This window comes from Pseudoalteromonas sp. D15MCD-2 (assembly GCF_038562745.1).
Taxonomy (GTDB): Bacteria; Pseudomonadota; Gammaproteobacteria; order Enterobacterales; family Alteromonadaceae; genus Pseudoalteromonas.
Genome location: NZ_JBCFQE010000001.1, coordinates 3,344,206 through 3,359,260 on the forward strand (window position 1 = coordinate 3,344,206; position 15,055 = coordinate 3,359,260).

Annotated in this window: 14 protein-coding genes; all 14 read right to left on the reverse strand. The window is 42.5% G+C overall.

Going from position 1 to position 15,055, the window contains the following annotated elements; translation table 11 throughout:
• Positions 1 to 84 precede the first annotated feature (84 nt).
• On the reverse strand, positions 85 to 1,398 hold the full coding sequence (locus AADY36_RS15340) for an adenylosuccinate synthase (RefSeq protein ID WP_054552439.1): 1,314 nt from the start codon (positions 1,396 to 1,398) through the stop codon (positions 85 to 87).
• A gap of 225 nt (positions 1,399 to 1,623) precedes the next feature.
• The gene (gene hflC, locus AADY36_RS15345) at positions 1,624 to 2,502 is read right to left on the reverse strand and encodes a protease modulator HflC (RefSeq protein WP_054563493.1); all 879 of its coding nucleotides are present in this window, start codon (positions 2,500 to 2,502) and stop codon (positions 1,624 to 1,626) included.
• Between the two features lie 5 nt (positions 2,503 to 2,507).
• Entirely contained in the window at positions 2,508 to 3,674 is a 1,167-nt protein-coding gene (gene hflK, locus AADY36_RS15350; protein WP_054563492.1) for an FtsH protease activity modulator HflK, read from the reverse strand.
• A 91-nt stretch (positions 3,675 to 3,765) separates the two neighbouring features.
• Complete coding sequence (hflX, locus tag AADY36_RS15355; RefSeq protein ID WP_054563491.1) at positions 3,766 to 5,055, reverse strand: ribosome rescue GTPase HflX; 1,290 nt, start codon at positions 5,053 to 5,055, stop codon at positions 3,766 to 3,768.
• A gap of 17 nt (positions 5,056 to 5,072) precedes the next feature.
• Positions 5,073 to 5,336, reverse strand: coding sequence for an RNA chaperone Hfq (gene hfq, locus AADY36_RS15360; RefSeq protein ID WP_054552435.1), 264 nt, complete (start codon positions 5,334 to 5,336; stop codon positions 5,073 to 5,075).
• 80 nt (positions 5,337 to 5,416) lie between these two features.
• Positions 5,417 to 6,334, reverse strand: coding sequence for a tRNA (adenosine(37)-N6)-dimethylallyltransferase MiaA (miaA, locus tag AADY36_RS15365; protein ID WP_082401722.1), 918 nt, complete (start codon positions 6,332 to 6,334; stop codon positions 5,417 to 5,419).
• A 15-nt stretch (positions 6,335 to 6,349) separates the two neighbouring features.
• The gene (gene mutL / locus AADY36_RS15370) at positions 6,350 to 8,194 is read right to left on the reverse strand and encodes a DNA mismatch repair endonuclease MutL (RefSeq protein WP_342409191.1); all 1,845 of its coding nucleotides are present in this window, start codon (positions 8,192 to 8,194) and stop codon (positions 6,350 to 6,352) included.
• Positions 8,195 to 8,217: 23 nt separating this feature from the next.
• Positions 8,218 to 9,525: an N-acetylmuramoyl-L-alanine amidase gene (locus AADY36_RS15375; RefSeq protein ID WP_235576240.1), complete on the reverse strand. Its 1,308-nt coding sequence runs from the start codon at positions 9,523 to 9,525 to the stop codon at positions 8,218 to 8,220.
• Positions 9,526 to 9,591: 66 nt separating this feature from the next.
• A complete protein-coding gene (gene tsaE, locus AADY36_RS15380; RefSeq protein ID WP_055020890.1) occupies positions 9,592 to 10,065 on the reverse strand; it encodes a tRNA (adenosine(37)-N6)-threonylcarbamoyltransferase complex ATPase subunit type 1 TsaE in 474 nt (157 codons plus the stop codon).
• A gap of 142 nt (positions 10,066 to 10,207) precedes the next feature.
• Entirely contained in the window at positions 10,208 to 11,548 is a 1,341-nt protein-coding gene (gene accC, locus AADY36_RS15385) for an acetyl-CoA carboxylase biotin carboxylase subunit (RefSeq protein ID WP_054552430.1), read from the reverse strand.
• Between the two features lie 23 nt (positions 11,549 to 11,571).
• Positions 11,572 to 12,036 (reverse strand): acetyl-CoA carboxylase biotin carboxyl carrier protein, encoded by a 465-nt coding sequence (gene accB, locus AADY36_RS15390; RefSeq protein ID WP_054552429.1) that lies wholly within the window; start codon positions 12,034 to 12,036, stop codon positions 11,572 to 11,574.
• 30 nt (positions 12,037 to 12,066) lie between these two features.
• A complete protein-coding gene (gene aroQ / locus AADY36_RS15395; protein WP_054563486.1) occupies positions 12,067 to 12,519 on the reverse strand; it encodes a type II 3-dehydroquinate dehydratase in 453 nt (150 codons plus the stop codon).
• Positions 12,520 to 12,867: 348 nt separating this feature from the next.
• Positions 12,868 to 14,694, reverse strand: coding sequence for a protein-disulfide reductase DsbD (locus tag AADY36_RS15400; RefSeq protein ID WP_342409192.1), 1,827 nt, complete (start codon positions 14,692 to 14,694; stop codon positions 12,868 to 12,870).
• Complete coding sequence (gene cutA, locus AADY36_RS15405) at positions 14,694 to 15,014, reverse strand: divalent-cation tolerance protein CutA (RefSeq protein WP_054552426.1); 321 nt, start codon at positions 15,012 to 15,014, stop codon at positions 14,694 to 14,696. The genes AADY36_RS15400 and cutA overlap by 1 nt, the downstream gene beginning before the upstream one ends.
• Between the last annotated feature and the right edge of the window lie 41 nt (positions 15,015 to 15,055).

Consider the following 15,055-nt stretch of genomic DNA (forward strand, 5'->3'; position numbering starts at 1 on the left):
TAATATACAATTATCATTCCAGAGTGAATTTCGGGCACAAAAAAAGCTGCCGAGGCAGCTTCTTTTTTTCAGTCACTATGACGATTATGCAAACGGGCTGCGTAATACCATAGTTTCTACACGGTCTGGGCCAGTAGAGATGATATCAACTGGAACGCCAGTGATTTCTTCAATACGTTTGATGTAATCAAGTGCCGCTTGCGGTAATTGATCAACTGACGTAGCACCTACTGTGTTTTCTGACCAGCCTGGCATCTCTTCGTATACTGGTGTTACTTTCTCGTAACCTTCAGCTGCTAATGGTGTAACGTTCGTTACTGTGCCATCTTCTAACTGGTAACCAGTACAGATTTTTAATGTTTCTAAACCATCTAAAACGTCTAGTTTAGTTAAACAGAAACCTGAGATGCTGTTGATTTGCACTGCGCGGCGCATTGCCACTGCATCTAACCAACCTGTACGGCGTAAACGACCTGTCGTTGCACCGAACTCATGGCCTTTGTCACCTAAGTGCTTACCAACTGGATCTTGTTTATCAAGACCGTCGTAAAGCTCTGTAGGGAATGGACCAGAACCTACACGTGTAGTGTAAGCTTTAATAATACCTAGCACGTAATCAAGGTGTAATGGACCAAAACCAGCACCTGTTGCTACACCACCAGCTGTAGTGTTTGATGATGTTACGTACGGGTAAGTACCGTGGTCGATATCAAGTAATGTACCTTGCGCACCTTCAAATAAGATGTTGTCGCCCGCTAAACGCGTTTGATCAAGAAGCTCAGTAACATCAACAACCATTGCTTTTAAGATATCTGCGATAGCCATTGCATCGTCAAATGTCTTTTGGAAATCAACTGGTTCAGCTTTGTAGTAATGCTCTAATGTGAAGTTATGGTATTCCAATACTTCTTTAAGCTTGCTAGCAAACTGTTCAGGGTTGAATAAGTCACCTACACGTAAACCACGACGTGCTACTTTATCTTCATAAGCTGGACCGATACCACGACCTGTAGTACCAATTGGCTTATCGCCACGTGCTTTTTCACGGGCTAAATCTAATGCAATGTGGAAAGGTAAAATTAATGGACATGCTTCGCTGATTAATAAGCGCTCACGTACTGGTACGCCACGCTCTTCTAGCATGCCGATTTCTTTCATTAATGCTTCTGGTGATAAAACAACACCGTTACCGATCACACACTTAACATTGTCACGTAATACACCCGATGGAATAAGGTGTAAAACCGTCTTTTCACCGTTGATTACCAGAGTATGGCCTGCGTTATGGCCACCTTGATAACGAACTACTAAAGATGCTTTGTCTGTAAGGAGGTCAACTACCTTACCCTTACCTTCGTCACCCCATTGGGTGCCTAGTACAACAACGTTTTTACCCATTGCAAATTCACTTAGAAAAAATTAGGACGAGATTTTATCAGAAAACGAGGTGAAAGATCACCCCGTTTAGCTTATTTTTTCTGCGCATGAATTTTTACCTTCTTAATTACTTAAACAACTACATGCAGAACAGGGGTTTATAAAATAGTTAAGGATAAAAATTAATCACACGCAAAAACAAAAAAGCCCTACATAAAGCAGGGCTTTTTATCACACAAATATTAATTACTGTGCTTTTGTACCTTTCATATAATTAAAGAAGTCGCTATCAGGTGAAATCACCATCACGTCTTGCTTATTTTTAAAGGTGTTTTTGTAAGCTTCTAGGCTACGCACAAAACCGAAGAACTCAGCGTCTTTGTTATAAGCGTTAGCATAGATAGCGGCTGCATCGGCATCACCTTGACCACGAACAGTACGCGCATTACGCTCAGCGTCTGCAAGCATTACTGTTACACGGCGGTCGACTTCTGCACGAATTGTTTCAGCTTTCTCTTGACCTTCAGAACGGTGCTCTTTTGCAACCGCAGTACGCTCAGCACGCATACGTTGGAAGATTGAACTACTCACTTCTTGTGGTAAGTTAATTTGCTTAACGCGTACATCAAGTACTTCAATACCTAGCTCTTGTGCACTTTCAGACGCTTGAACTAATGCTTCTTCCATCAACTCACTACGCTCACCAGAAACGATCTCTCTGATAGTACGAGAACCGAAATTAGTACGCAGACCGTTGTTCACCTTTTGCTTAAGTAGTGTTTCAGCGTATTGCTTATCACCACGGGCACGCAGGTAGAATGCACTAAAGTCATTAATGCGCCACTTAACGTAAGAATCAACGATTAAGTCTTTTTTCTCACTTGTTACGAAACGGTCAGGTGCACCATCTAGCGTTTGAATACGTGCATCTAAACGACGTACTTGGCTAAAGAAAGGCACTTTTAGGTGTAAACCTGGGCCGTATACTACAGCCTTGTCGTCACTGTCTTTTTCAACTTTGCTGAATAACAGTACGATTGCCTTCTCGCCTTCTTGCACAACAAAAATTGAAGAGAAAGACAGCACAATAGCAATGGCAAGTATTACTAAACTAAAATTTTTCATCTTGCTTATCTCCCCTCATTAAAACGGTCAGTTGCGAAACGGTCATTGCTTGAATTTACCGTGCTGTTACGCGACGTGTTTATTTTATTGCGAAGGTCTTTGATATCACTTGAGCTTGGTAATGCAACACGTGTTGCTGTACCTTGCTTTTCCATGATTTTATCAAGCGGTAAATACATCATGTTATTACCACCTTCAACATCAACTAACACTTTAGAGCTGTTACCTAGCACTTCTTCCATCGCATCGATGTAAAGACGCTTACGAGTTACCTCTTTAGCAGCTTGGTACTCAGGTAATAGCTTTTCAAAACGTGCTACCTCACCTTGTGCTTCTAATGTAATACGTTCACGGTACGCTTCTGCTTCTTGCGTCATACGAGTAACTTGACCACGGGCACGAGGTTCAATTTCACGAGCATAGGCTTCTGCTTCACGGATGAAACGCTCTTCATCTTCTTGTGCAGCAATAGCGTCATCAAACGCGTCTTTTACTTCACCCGGCGGACGTGAATCTTTAAAGTTCACATCGCTTACAATAATACCTAGATTATATGGCTCGATGATTTTGTTAAGCTCATCCCACGTTTGTTGACGCACTAACTCACGACCTGTTGTAAGTACTTGGTCCATTTTTACATGACCAATTACATAACGTAATGCACTATCAAGTGCTTGTTGTAAGCTGTGGTCAGCATCAGTAACGCTGAACTTGTAAAGATGTGGGTCGATAACACGGTACTGTACTTCAAACTCTACATTTACCACGTTTTCGTCTTCGGTAAGCATAAAACCTTTAGCAGATAACGAGCGTACCGCTTCGATATCAACAGGGATCACGCGTTCAATGAAGGTCATTTTCCAACGTAAGCCAGGTTCTGCAATGCGATCGTATTGCCCAAATTGTAAAACAATACCGCGCTCAGCTTCTTTTACCGTGTAAATACCACTTAGTGCCCATACAATGATGGCAATAATAAGGATGAAAGAAATGCCTGCGCCACCAAGTCCACCGCCGTTTTTACCTGGCTTATTACCACCAAATAAACCGCCAAACTTGTTGCCGAACTTACGCATTACCTCGTCTAAATCAGGTGGGCCTTGATCTTTTCCGCCTTTATTATTCCACGGATCTTTATCATTGCCATTATTACCCGGTTCATTCCAGGCCATAGCTATACTCCATTGTTATCTAAATGAATTAGGTTAAATCTATCAAATCTACAGCATTTCTCATACTAAAAAAGACAAATGCTGGTGATTTTTAATCAGTCACTACGAAAGAGTCGAGGTCTTGTCCCATCTCTTTTTTCAAGCGATTCCATTCTGCCATTGGCAAGCGTACCGATAATAACCAGTTTCCTTGCTCATCAAAACACTCTTGATGAACTGCATTTAAGTTGAATAATGCTGCGCGAATACGACCATGTTGTGGTGGTAATTTTAGCTCATCAGCAAACATCTTTTTGGCAAGTAACTCATTAATTGCCTCACTTAGCAGTTCACAACCAACGCCAGTGCGCGCCGACAACCAGACTCGTACCGGTTGACCTTCGTCGTTTCTATCTATACGTGGCGCAACGTCATCTAGCGCATCAATTTTGTTATAAACCAATAATTGCGGCACTTCATCTGCTTCTATTTCTTTTAAAACAGACTGTACTTGCTCAATATTTTCTTTTCGACGAGGGTCTGCCACATCGATAACATGTAGCTGTAAATCAGCTTCACGGGTTTCTGTTAAGGTTGCTTTAAATGCTGCAACAAGGTCGTGTGGTAAGTGACGAATAAAACCTACCGTATCAGCTAAAATAATTGGACCTATATCGCCGATATCCAACTTACGTAAGGTTGGATCTAGGGTTGCGAATAGCTGGTCAGCAGCATACACATCTGAGTCTGTAATACGGTTAAATAACGTTGATTTACCCGCATTGGTATAACCTACCAGTGACACAGTTGGAATTTCATTTCGCGTACGCGCACGTCGTCCCTGCTCACGTTGAACAGCAACTTTATCTAAACGGGCACGAATGTTTTTAATTCTTGCGCGCAGTAATCGTCTATCGGTTTCGAGCTGGGTTTCACCCGGACCACGTAAACCTATCCCGCCTTTTTGTCTTTCAAGGTGGGTCCAACCACGGATCAAGCGAGTAGAAATGTGGCGTAACTGAGCTAACTCAACCTGAAGTTTACCTTCGTGAGTACGCGCTCGCTGCGCAAAAATATCTAAGATCAAACTCGTACGATCAAGAACGCGGCACTGGCAAACGCTTTCTAAATTGCGTTCCTGTGACGGGCTAAGTTGATGGTTGAAAATGATGACATCTGCATTGTGGATTTTGACAGTTTCAGCGATTTCTTCTGCTTTTCCGGTCCCGACGAAAAGTTTCGGATGTGGTGCTTGACGACTGCCTTGCACAATCGCCAAACTACTAACACCAGCAGAAGATACCAACAACTCTAATTCGTGAAGATCTTCGCGATCCCCCTCTTTAGGTAAGTCGATATGAACTAAAACTGCCTGTTCGCCGGCTTCATAACGGTCAAACAAGCATTACGCTCCTAAGTTTAAAAATTTCCAGATTCTTGCTCTTCTGAATCATCACTTCCTTGAACGCCTTGGAAGTTAACAGAACGCGCTGGAACAACAGTTGAAATAGCGTGTTTATACACCATTTGATTTACGGTGTTTTCAAGTAAAATAACAAATTGGTCAAATGACTGGATTTTACCCTGCAATTTAATGCCATTAACCAAAAAGATTGATACTGGAATGCGCTCACGACGTAACGCATTTAAAAATGGGTCTTGTAACGACTGGCCTTTTGCCATGTTATTTTCCTTCGTTCTAGGTGTTATTATAATTAAGTAGCTGAACTAATTTAACAAAGCTAAAAAACTTCCAGCTACTACTAGCTTAGCGAACTTACTACACGTTGCAAGTTTTCTTCATCACCCGTGGTCAACCAAGTTACTTCAGGCCAACCTCTTAACCAAGTGAGTTGTCGCTTGGCTAACTGCCGTGTGGCTGCAATACCACGAAAGACCATTTCATCATAGTCAATTTCGCCAGCAATGTAATCCCACATTTGTCTATAACCCACACAACGAATCGAAGGCAGGTCTGGGTGTAAATCATTACGTTTATATAGGGATGAAACTTCATTTTCAAACCCCTGATCGAGCATTATTTTAAACCTTTTCTCAATTCGCTGATGTAATTCACTGCGATCATCAGGTGCAATGGCAAATTGATGGAAAGTATAAGGAAGCTCAGGCTGCTTTTGTTTTTGCAGCTCAGTCATTGTTTTGCCTGTAATACGATACACTTCTAATGCACGATTAATTCTTTGCGAATCATTTTCGCTCATTTTTTTCGCTGCATCTGGATCGATTTTCACAAGCTCTTTATGCAAATGTGGCCAGCCAAACTGCTTTGCTTCCTTTTCGAGTTCAGCACGTACTTCAGGTGATGCCTCTGGTAGCGGTGATAAGCCATCAATAAGCGACTTAAAATACATCATTGTACCGCCAACCAATACAGGTACTTTACCTTGCTGATGAAATAGATCAATCTTTTCAATTGCATCACGGCGAAAATCTGCCACTGAATAACTATCTGCTGGGTCGATAATATCGATCAAGTGGTGCGGCGCACGAGCAAGCTCTTCGGCATTTGGTTTTGCGGTGCCGATGTCCATATCTTTATAGACTAATGCTGAATCAACACTGATTATTTCTGTGTTTAAATGCTCACACAGCGAAATTGCTAAATCTGTTTTCCCTGCAGCGGTTGGTCCCATTAAAAAAATGACGGGTAAGTTATTCAAGCCTAAATACCTTGCTTAGTTTAAAAACTGAGATAGTTCTATTTTAACTGCTTTTTGACGTAAACGTTGCATAGTTTGTGGATTATTTTCTAACCGAGCCACTTGCTCCAAAAAGGCTTGGCTTGCGTAATAGCGTGCTGGGATTTGCTGAGCTAACCAAGCTAACCATTCATCGAGTGAACTTGGTGAGGCTTTACAGCCAGCAATAAGTCGCTCAATAGCATCACTTACATCAAGTAAATAGACACAAGGCGGAAGCTTTTTCACCATCACAAACTGTTTTTCAATGACTAAATCAAAACCAAGTAAGGTAAACCACGACTGCTGAGCATTTAAAGCACTAATATCATCAGCACTTGCATTTACTCGCACAGGTAACAACAAGGCTTTGCCATCAAGGCTACCTGCTTGCTCTACGTGCGCTTGCCAGTCGAGTGCTAATGCATGCTTAAAGTGCGCAGCAAAGAGTTGGTTGTCTTCACTAAATACGCACTCGCCATCTCGTACATGAATAAGCTTGGCAAGTTTTGCTTGCTCTACAACCGGTGCTGTAACACTTGGTTCAGGGCGTACTTGGTCAAAATGCGCAGCATGTTGCTCGCTGATCCCTTGATAAAATGCATTGACATCTTGGTGCGATGTTTTACTGCGACCTTGGCTGTCACTACTAAAACCACCGCCAGAGCGACCTGCTCCAGTTGCCCCAGAATAACTCGCTGAACGTGTCGGCTGTAATTCAGATTTAGGGTAATCATACTGCTCTGTTGGCGCTGATTGAGTAAAACTTGGCTGTGTGCTGCTTGAGTGCGCCTCATCAAACGGAGCATGCTGAAAAGCAGTGTCATTATGCTCTGTAAAACCAGCTTCGTGCTGAAGCGGCACCACCACTTGTTTTATTGCCTGTAGGATAAAGTCATGCACTAAACGGCCTTGATGAAAACGCACTTCATGTTTTGCTGGGTGCACGTTTACATCGACCTGACGTGGGTCAATATCAATATAAATGACAAAACCGGGCAGCTCTTCAGAGCCTGCGACTTCTTCAAAGGCTTGGCGAATTGCATGCAGAATGAGTTTATCGCGCATCATGCGATTATTCACATAGGTATATTGCGTGCTATTCGTTGAGCCCACGGGTAATACCCAACCGCGCAGCATCAAACCAGCTTCACCTGATTGAATATGCAGCCCCTGCTCACTAAATGCTTTGCCAGCAACTTGAGCGACACGCGCTATTGCTTGCTCAGGGTTTGGTTTAGCACGGTATTGGCGCACAACTTTGCCATTATGAGTCAGGGTGATAGAGACATCAAAACGACTCAGCACAATACGCTTTATGAGCTCATCAATATGTGAAAACTCGGTTTTCTCGGTGCGAAGGAATTTACGGCGCGCAGGGGTATTAAAGAATAAGTCTTTCACCTCAATGGTGGTGCCATCAGGGTGTGCGGTTGGCTTAATCTGCACCGCCATATCGCGACCTTCAGCAAACGCTTGCCATGCAGCCTCTTGCTGCTTTGGCTTTGAGCTTAAGGTTAAGCGAGAAACAGAACTAATTGATGCTAACGCTTCACCACGAAAGCCAAGTGAACAGATGTTCTCTAGGTCATCGAGTGACTTAAGCTTACTCGTAGCATGGCGCGACAAGGCTAATGTTAATTCATCTTTATTAATGCCAGAGCCATTATCGCGAATGCGAATAAGCTTATGACCACCACGTTCAATATCTATTTGAATGCGCGTTGCGCCAGCATCTAAACTGTTTTCTACCAGCTCTTTAACAACGGATGCTGGGCGTTCAACCACTTCACCCGCAGCAATTTGGTTAGCCAATCGCGCGGGTAGTATTTCTATACTCATAGTGTTCCTAACACGAAAATTGACTAGCTTTGAGGAATATCAAGCTCTTGACCAATAAATAAGGTATTTGATTTTAAGTTGTTGGCCGTTTTTAGCTTACTCACAGAGGTGTTATATCTGCTTGCTAAAATACTTAACGACTCACCAGGGCGAACTTTGTGTTTAGTCGGAAACTGCGACTTTAACTTAGCGAATAGCGAGTCATCTGGCGGGTTTTGCATATAGTAATTTTTAATCGAGGTGAAAATTGCTTTTGCTAAGCGCTCCTGATGCTGCGCCGTTTTTAGCATTCGCTCTTCGCGTGGATTCGAGATAAACCCTGTTTCAACCAAAATAGACGGAATATCAGGTGACTTTAATACTGCAAGGCTCGCCGCTTGTGGGCGTTTTTTATGCATTTTAGCCACTTTTCGTAATTCGCTAACCACTTCTTCTGCGACACTAAAGCCTGTTTTCATCGAGTGATCCATCGACATATCTAGCAGTGCTTGCGCTAAATATTTTTCGCTTGCGGTATCTTTTAATACCCCAGCTGCACCACCTAAAAGCTCCGAGTGTTTTTCTTTATCCTCAATCCATTTACCAATTTCTGAATTTGCACGGCGCAGTGATAGCACCCACACTGAGGCACCGTTTGGTTGTGGACTAGTAAAGGCATCCGCATGAATCGACACAAAGAAGTCAGCTTTTTTCTTACGGGCGATGCTAGTACGGGTGTTTAAATTTACAAAGTAGTCACTGCGACGCACCATACGCGAAATCATGCCTTTTTCAGCATCTATCATTCGCTCTAAACGCTTCGCTATTTGTAGCGTAATGTCTTTTTCATAAGTCCCTGACGGACCAATTGAACCTGGGTCTTCACCACCATGACCTGCGTCAATCGCAATAACAATATCGCGCTCTTGATTGAGTTCGCGTTTTTTCACACTGGTGTTGGTCGAAGCAACAGGCTCTGCCTTCGGTGTTTTATCAACAAGGTCAACCACTAAGCGGTGTTTATATGGATCAGTTGGTAGTAAAGCAAATACCACTGGTTTGCTGGCACGGGCTAACTCAAAAACAAAGCGCACACTTTTGCTGTCTTTAGGTTTTGAGTAACGCAGCTTTGAAACAATCTGATGCTTTTTAGGAATAGCTGGCAAGCTATCTAGTTTGTCGGTATTTTTTAAATCAATGACTAAACGAGCTGGATTTTTCAGCATGAAATAGCTGAAATCAGGTTTATCGTTTAAATCAAAGACCACACGAGTGCTGTCAGGTGAAGGCCACACACGTACGCTATTAATCGTATTTTGTGCAAGCGCAATCTGGCTCACAACCAATAACATCAAAGTAGTTAATAGTTTAAACGTACAACGACCCATTTTTACTAATACACCTTTATTTTTATATGTTTATTCTTGCGCGCTCTTAAGTTGCTGAACAATTGCCTGACCACGTTCGGTTAAGCTGTTAATTGCAATGGCACGCGCCTCGCCTTCATAGCGTAGGGTGATATCAAGATCCGGTGTTGGAATAAATTCGCCGCCTTTTTCTGGCCATTCCACAACACAAATAGCCTGTGGTGAAAAATAGTCACGAATTCCCATATATTCAAGTTCTTCAGGGTCACCTAAGCGATATAAATCAAAGTGATAGACATCAGCTTTAGCTAATTGGTAAGGCTCAACCAGTGTATAAGTTGGACTCTTAACCTTACCTTGATGACCGAAACCTTGCACGATACCACGGGTTAATGTCGTTTTACCGGCACCTAAATCACCATGTAAATAGATGACTGCCCCTTGCTCCATCAAGGTTGCAAGTTGCTTACCCATATTAACCGTTGCTGCTTCATCAGCGAGTGGAAAACCAACACTGTCGGTCATTATTACCTCATGAAAAACTAAAAACACATTACTTTGTTAATCATACCAGAATAATTTTGTAAGGCGAGAGCCGCTCTTATGCCTAGTTTGACAAAAAAAAGCCGGCAAAGTTGCCGGCTTTTTAGCTTAAACAGAATTTTGTTTACAGACCTAGTTTCTTCTCAAGGTAGTGGATGTTTGTACCACCGTTTTGGAAGTTTTCATCTGCCAAGATTTTCTTGTGCAGTGGTGTGTTGGTCTTGATGCCATCGATCACTAATTCATTTAACGCATTGCGTGAACGAGCAATAGCTACATCACGGTTTTCACCGTAACAGATCAGCTTACCAATCATTGAATCGTAATGAGGTGGTACTGTGTAATCTGCGTAGATGTGGCTGTCCCAACGAATACCTAAACCGCCAGCAGGGTGGAATCGCGTGATTTTACCTGGTGATGGAATAAAGGTGTCTGGGTCTTCCGCATTAATACGGCACTCAATTGCATGACCACGAATAACCACATCTTCTTGTGTGAATGATAATGGTTGACCCGCTGCAATTTTTAGCTGTTCTTTGATTAAGTCAACGCCAGTAACCATTTCTGTTACAGGGTGCTCAACCTGAATACGGGTATTCATTTCGATGAAATAGAACTCGCCGTTTTCGTATAAGAATTCGAACGTACCTGCACCGCGATAACCGATTTCGATACATGCACGAGTACAACGGTCACCGATGAACTTACGCATTTCAGCTGTGATACCTGGCGCTGGCGCTTCTTCAACAACTTTTTGGTGACGACGTTGCATTGAACAATCACGCTCACCTAAGTGAACTGCATTGCCTTGGCCATCAGCAAGTACTTGAACTTCGATGTGACGTGGGTTTTCAAGGAATTTTTCCATGTAAACCATACCATTACCGAAGAACTGCTTTGCTTCTTGCTGAGTAAGAGCGATTGAATCAATCAGCTCTTTTTCGCTGCGAACAACACGCATACCACGACCACCGCCGCCGCCTGCTGCTTTAATGATTACAGGGTAACCAATACGCTTAGCGATTTGAATGTTGCGCTCACTGTCTGCCGTTAATGGGCCATCAGAACCTGGTACACAAGGTACACCGGCTTTACGCATCGCTTCGATTGCAGAAACTTTGTCACCCATTAAACGAATTGTGTCGCCTTTAGGACCGATAAATACAAAGCCGCTTTGCTCAACTTGATCAGCAAAGTCTGCATTTTCAGAAAGGAAACCATAACCTGGGTGGATAGCAACTGCGTCTGTTACTTCTGCCGCTGCAATAATGCGCGGAATATCTAAGTAACTTTCAGTGGCTGCTGGTTTACCAATACAAATTGTTTCGTCTGCCAGTAACACGTGCTTAAGATCACGGTCTGCCGTTGAATGCACAGCAACAGTTTTGATCCCAAGCTCTTTGCAGGCGCGCAGTACGCGAAGTGCAATTTCACCTCGGTTTGCAATGACTACTTTATCTAACATAGAGTTGGCCTTTTGTTGCGCTATTATTCAATGATGAATAAAGGTTGATCGAATTCTACTGGCTCGCCATTTTCAACTAAGATAGCTTTTACTGTGCCTGCTTTATCAGATTCGATTTGGTTCATCATCTTCATTGCTTCAACGATACATAACGTATCGCCAACATTTACTTTAGAACCTACTTCTACGTATGGTGCTGCTTCTGGAGAAGCCGCTGAGTAGAATGAACCTACCATAGGAGATTTAACTTGGTGACCAGTCGGTGCAGCTGGAGCAGCCGCTTCTGCTGCTGGAGCCTCTGCTACTGGAGCTGGTGCCGCTGCTGGCGCAGGTGCTGCAAACTGTTGTGGTGCATACTGCATTGCAGGAGCTGCTGACATATTGTTACGATTGATGCGTACTGACTCTTCACCTTCAGTGATTTCTAATTCAGCAATACCAGATTCTTCTACTAATTCGATAAGTTTTTTGATCTTGCGAATATCCATTGAACGACCCGCCTGTTAGTTATTTAAAAATTAATGTGTGTTTTGCAACCGGCTAACAGCAGCTTCAAGTGCCACCTTATAACCCATTGCTCCTAATCCAATAATGACGCCTTGTGCCACATCCGAAAAATACGAATGATGACGGAATGCTTCTCGAGCATGCACATTACTTAAATGCACCTCGTAAAAGGGAATGTTTACACTGAGTAATGCATCCCGTAAGGCTACGCTTGTATGCGTAAATGCAGCAGGGTTGATAATAATTGCATCAACCGCTTGCCATGCATCGTGAATGCGTTCTATTAATGCAGCTTCACTGTTACTTTGGAAATGCGTTAAATCAACATTGAGACCGGCAGCAACCTGACTAAGTTCAGCTATAATCTCATCAAGAGATTGAGTGCCGTACTTTTCTGGTTCACGCTTGCCAAGCATGTTTAAATTTGGCCCATTTAGAACTAAAAGTTTGAATTTTGCAGCCATAATACGCGATATATCCTATAAGTAAGCAGTTTAACCATATTCATCATAAACCCACGCTTAACCTAAGCGTGCTGATGTAAAATAGCAACTATTTCTCACGTTAACCACCTATTATAGATATTTCGACGTAAATAGCAGCAAAATACTGGTCTAATCACTCCCTATTCGTGGCAAAGTCAAGCATAGCAAGGCACACAACAGGGTCATTCTAAGCGTTTTCCTGTTGATTAATTGAGCTTCACTGAGTGAATTTGCTATTTTTCACTTAAAATAAGTATTTTTTATGATGCAGATACGAAAACGCCACTCAGATGAGTGGCGTTTTGCTATTTTCTTGCACGTTTGCGTTTATTTAGCGCTATTTCGTACTTTTGCTAAATGTTCTGCAAAGTCTTTGGCATTTAAAAAGCCTGTTACACGTTGCTCTAAAAGCTCATTACCTTGGCTGTCAAAGAACAAAATGCTCGGCAACCCAAATACCGTGTATTCTTCCATTAGCTCTATGGTTTTTGCATCGCTTTCAGTTAAATCGATTTGAATTAATTCAAAGTGAGCAAATTGCTCTTGCACTTTAGCGTCAGGAAACGTGTAATGCTCAAACTCTTTACAGGCAACGCACCAGTCGGCATATAAGTCGACCATTACTAAGCGCCCTTCGCTACTTGCCTGTGCAATTTCTTCTTTTAATTCACTTAGATTAGCAACTTGTCTAAAACCATGTGTTTTTACAGCAGCTTCAGCAACCACCGCTTTACTAGGCCAAAAATAATTTTTCGTTAAACTCGCCCCAGTCACAACCAATAAGGTTGCTGCAAACCACAATGCTGTTTTTAGCTTGCCTTGTGATTGACCACTTTGCCAATGGTGTAAATAAAGTGCTGTAGCAAGAGCTAATAAACCCGCCATTAACCAAATGATTTCAATATCAACAATACGCTCAAGCAGAATAAGTGGTACAACTAGCATAATGAAACCAAATAGGGTTTTCACTTGCTCCATCCAACCACCGGCTTTTGGTAGTAATTTACCGCCAGAAGTCCCCAGTAATAATAACGGTAAGCCCATGCCTAAACTGAGCACATAAAGTGTTAAACCACCGACAAGATAGTCACCACTTTGCGCCACATAAAGTAAAGCAGCAGACAATGGTGCTGTTGTACACGGTGAGGCAATCAAACCAGACAGTACACCCATCATAAATACGCCAACATAGTTGCCGCCTTTTTGCTGGTTACTAACCTGAGTGAGCTTATTCATCATGCCGCTAGGTAATTTGATTTCGTACCAGCCAAACATCGACATTGCCAATAATACAAATAAGATACTAAAGCTAATTAGTACAGTAGGATGCTGTAAATACCCTTGTACTTGCCCACCTAATGATGCAACCACTAAGCCCAGTGCTGCGTAAGTAACGGCCATACCTTGTACATATACAAACGACAGCGAGAACGCTTTTTTAGTCGATAAATTCTGCTGACCCGCTATAAGGCTCGACAAAATCGGAAACATTGGGAATACGCATGGCGTAAAGGCAAGACCAACACCAACTAAAAAGAAGATTACTAGGTTAGTTAGTAAACCTTGCGATGCCAGCTTATCGGTATATGACTGCTCACCAGCTGGTTTTGAAACTTCTTGAGAAGGGGCTGATGACGCTTCATTAGTATCGGCTGCTTGTGTTAATGCCGCTAATGCGTTCCCCGCATCTGCAGCCTGTGATACTTGCTCACCTGCAATCACAGATAAAGGAATGGTTCTAACTTCTGGCGGATAACATAACCCCGCCTCGGCACAGCCTTGAAAACGCACCTTAACAACCGCACCTTCTGTGACGTTACTGAGCTTAGAAACCACAGTTAACGAATCAAAGAATACCTCGGTCTTACCAAAAAACTCATCTTCAATAATCACGCCCTTGCCAAGATCAGGAACTTCAATATCTGCGCCTTTGGCAATAATTTCGACTTTCTTTTTATAAAGGTAATAATCAGGCGCAATATCCCAGCCAATAAATAAGGTTTTGCCTTGCTGGTCAAAATCGAAAACAAAAGCCTGATCAACTGGGAGAAATGTTTGCTCCGCAGGTTGTAGTAGATTTCCAAGTAAATTGTTATTACTCGCGCTTGCTGGCATAAGCCACAACGCACAAAGTAATAAAAGGAACGATCGCATTAATTAAGTACCTCATCCATCCAATTAAAATAGGCTAAATTGCCTGTAGCCACATCAACGACCTGAATTTCAGGCACCTCATAACTATGCAATTTCTTGATAGTTTGGATCACCTCATTCATTTTTTCTGACTTAGTTTTGATCAGTAACTTACTCTCAATAGCTTGAGTCACCTCGCCTTCCCACATGTAAATAGATTCAATAGTAGGCAAAATGTTCACACAAGCAGCTAGCTTTTCTTTAACTAGATGTTGTGCCAACTGACGGGCTTCAGCCTCATTTGCACAAGTAGTAAAAATAAGTCGAAAATGCGTAGTCATAAGGAACCTTTATTTGATTACGTGAGTCGCACCATAGTAGC

Bases quoted from the DNA above. Each gene is read 5' to 3' on its own strand.
- hflK (WP_054563492.1), bottom strand. From the start codon at position 3,674: ATGGCCTGGAATGAACCGGGTAATAATGGCAATGATAAAGATCCGTGG.
- AADY36_RS15375 (WP_235576240.1), bottom strand. From the start codon at position 9,525: ATGTTATTGGTTGTGAGCCAGATTGCGCTTGCACAAAATACGATTAAT.
- AADY36_RS15340 (WP_054552439.1), bottom strand. From the start codon at position 1,398: ATGGGTAAAAACGTTGTTGTACTAGGCACCCAATGGGGTGACGAAGGT.
- aroQ (WP_054563486.1), bottom strand. From the start codon at position 12,519: ATGGCTGCAAAATTCAAACTTTTAGTTCTAAATGGGCCAAATTTAAAC.
- accB (WP_054552429.1), bottom strand. From the start codon at position 12,036: ATGGATATTCGCAAGATCAAAAAACTTATCGAATTAGTAGAAGAATCT.
- cutA (WP_054552426.1), bottom strand. From the start codon at position 15,014: ATGACTACGCATTTTCGACTTATTTTTACTACTTGTGCAAATGAGGCT.
- tsaE (WP_055020890.1), bottom strand. From the start codon at position 10,065: ATGACCGACAGTGTTGGTTTTCCACTCGCTGATGAAGCAGCAACGGTT.
- AADY36_RS15400 (WP_342409192.1), bottom strand. From the start codon at position 14,694: ATGCGATCGTTCCTTTTATTACTTTGTGCGTTGTGGCTTATGCCAGCA.
- hflC (WP_054563493.1), bottom strand. From the start codon at position 2,502: ATGAAAAATTTTAGTTTAGTAATACTTGCCATTGCTATTGTGCTGTCT.
- hfq (WP_054552435.1), bottom strand. From the start codon at position 5,336: ATGGCAAAAGGCCAGTCGTTACAAGACCCATTTTTAAATGCGTTACGT.
- accC (WP_054552430.1), bottom strand. From the start codon at position 11,548: ATGTTAGATAAAGTAGTCATTGCAAACCGAGGTGAAATTGCACTTCGC.
- mutL (WP_342409191.1), bottom strand. From the start codon at position 8,194: ATGAGTATAGAAATACTACCCGCGCGATTGGCTAACCAAATTGCTGCG.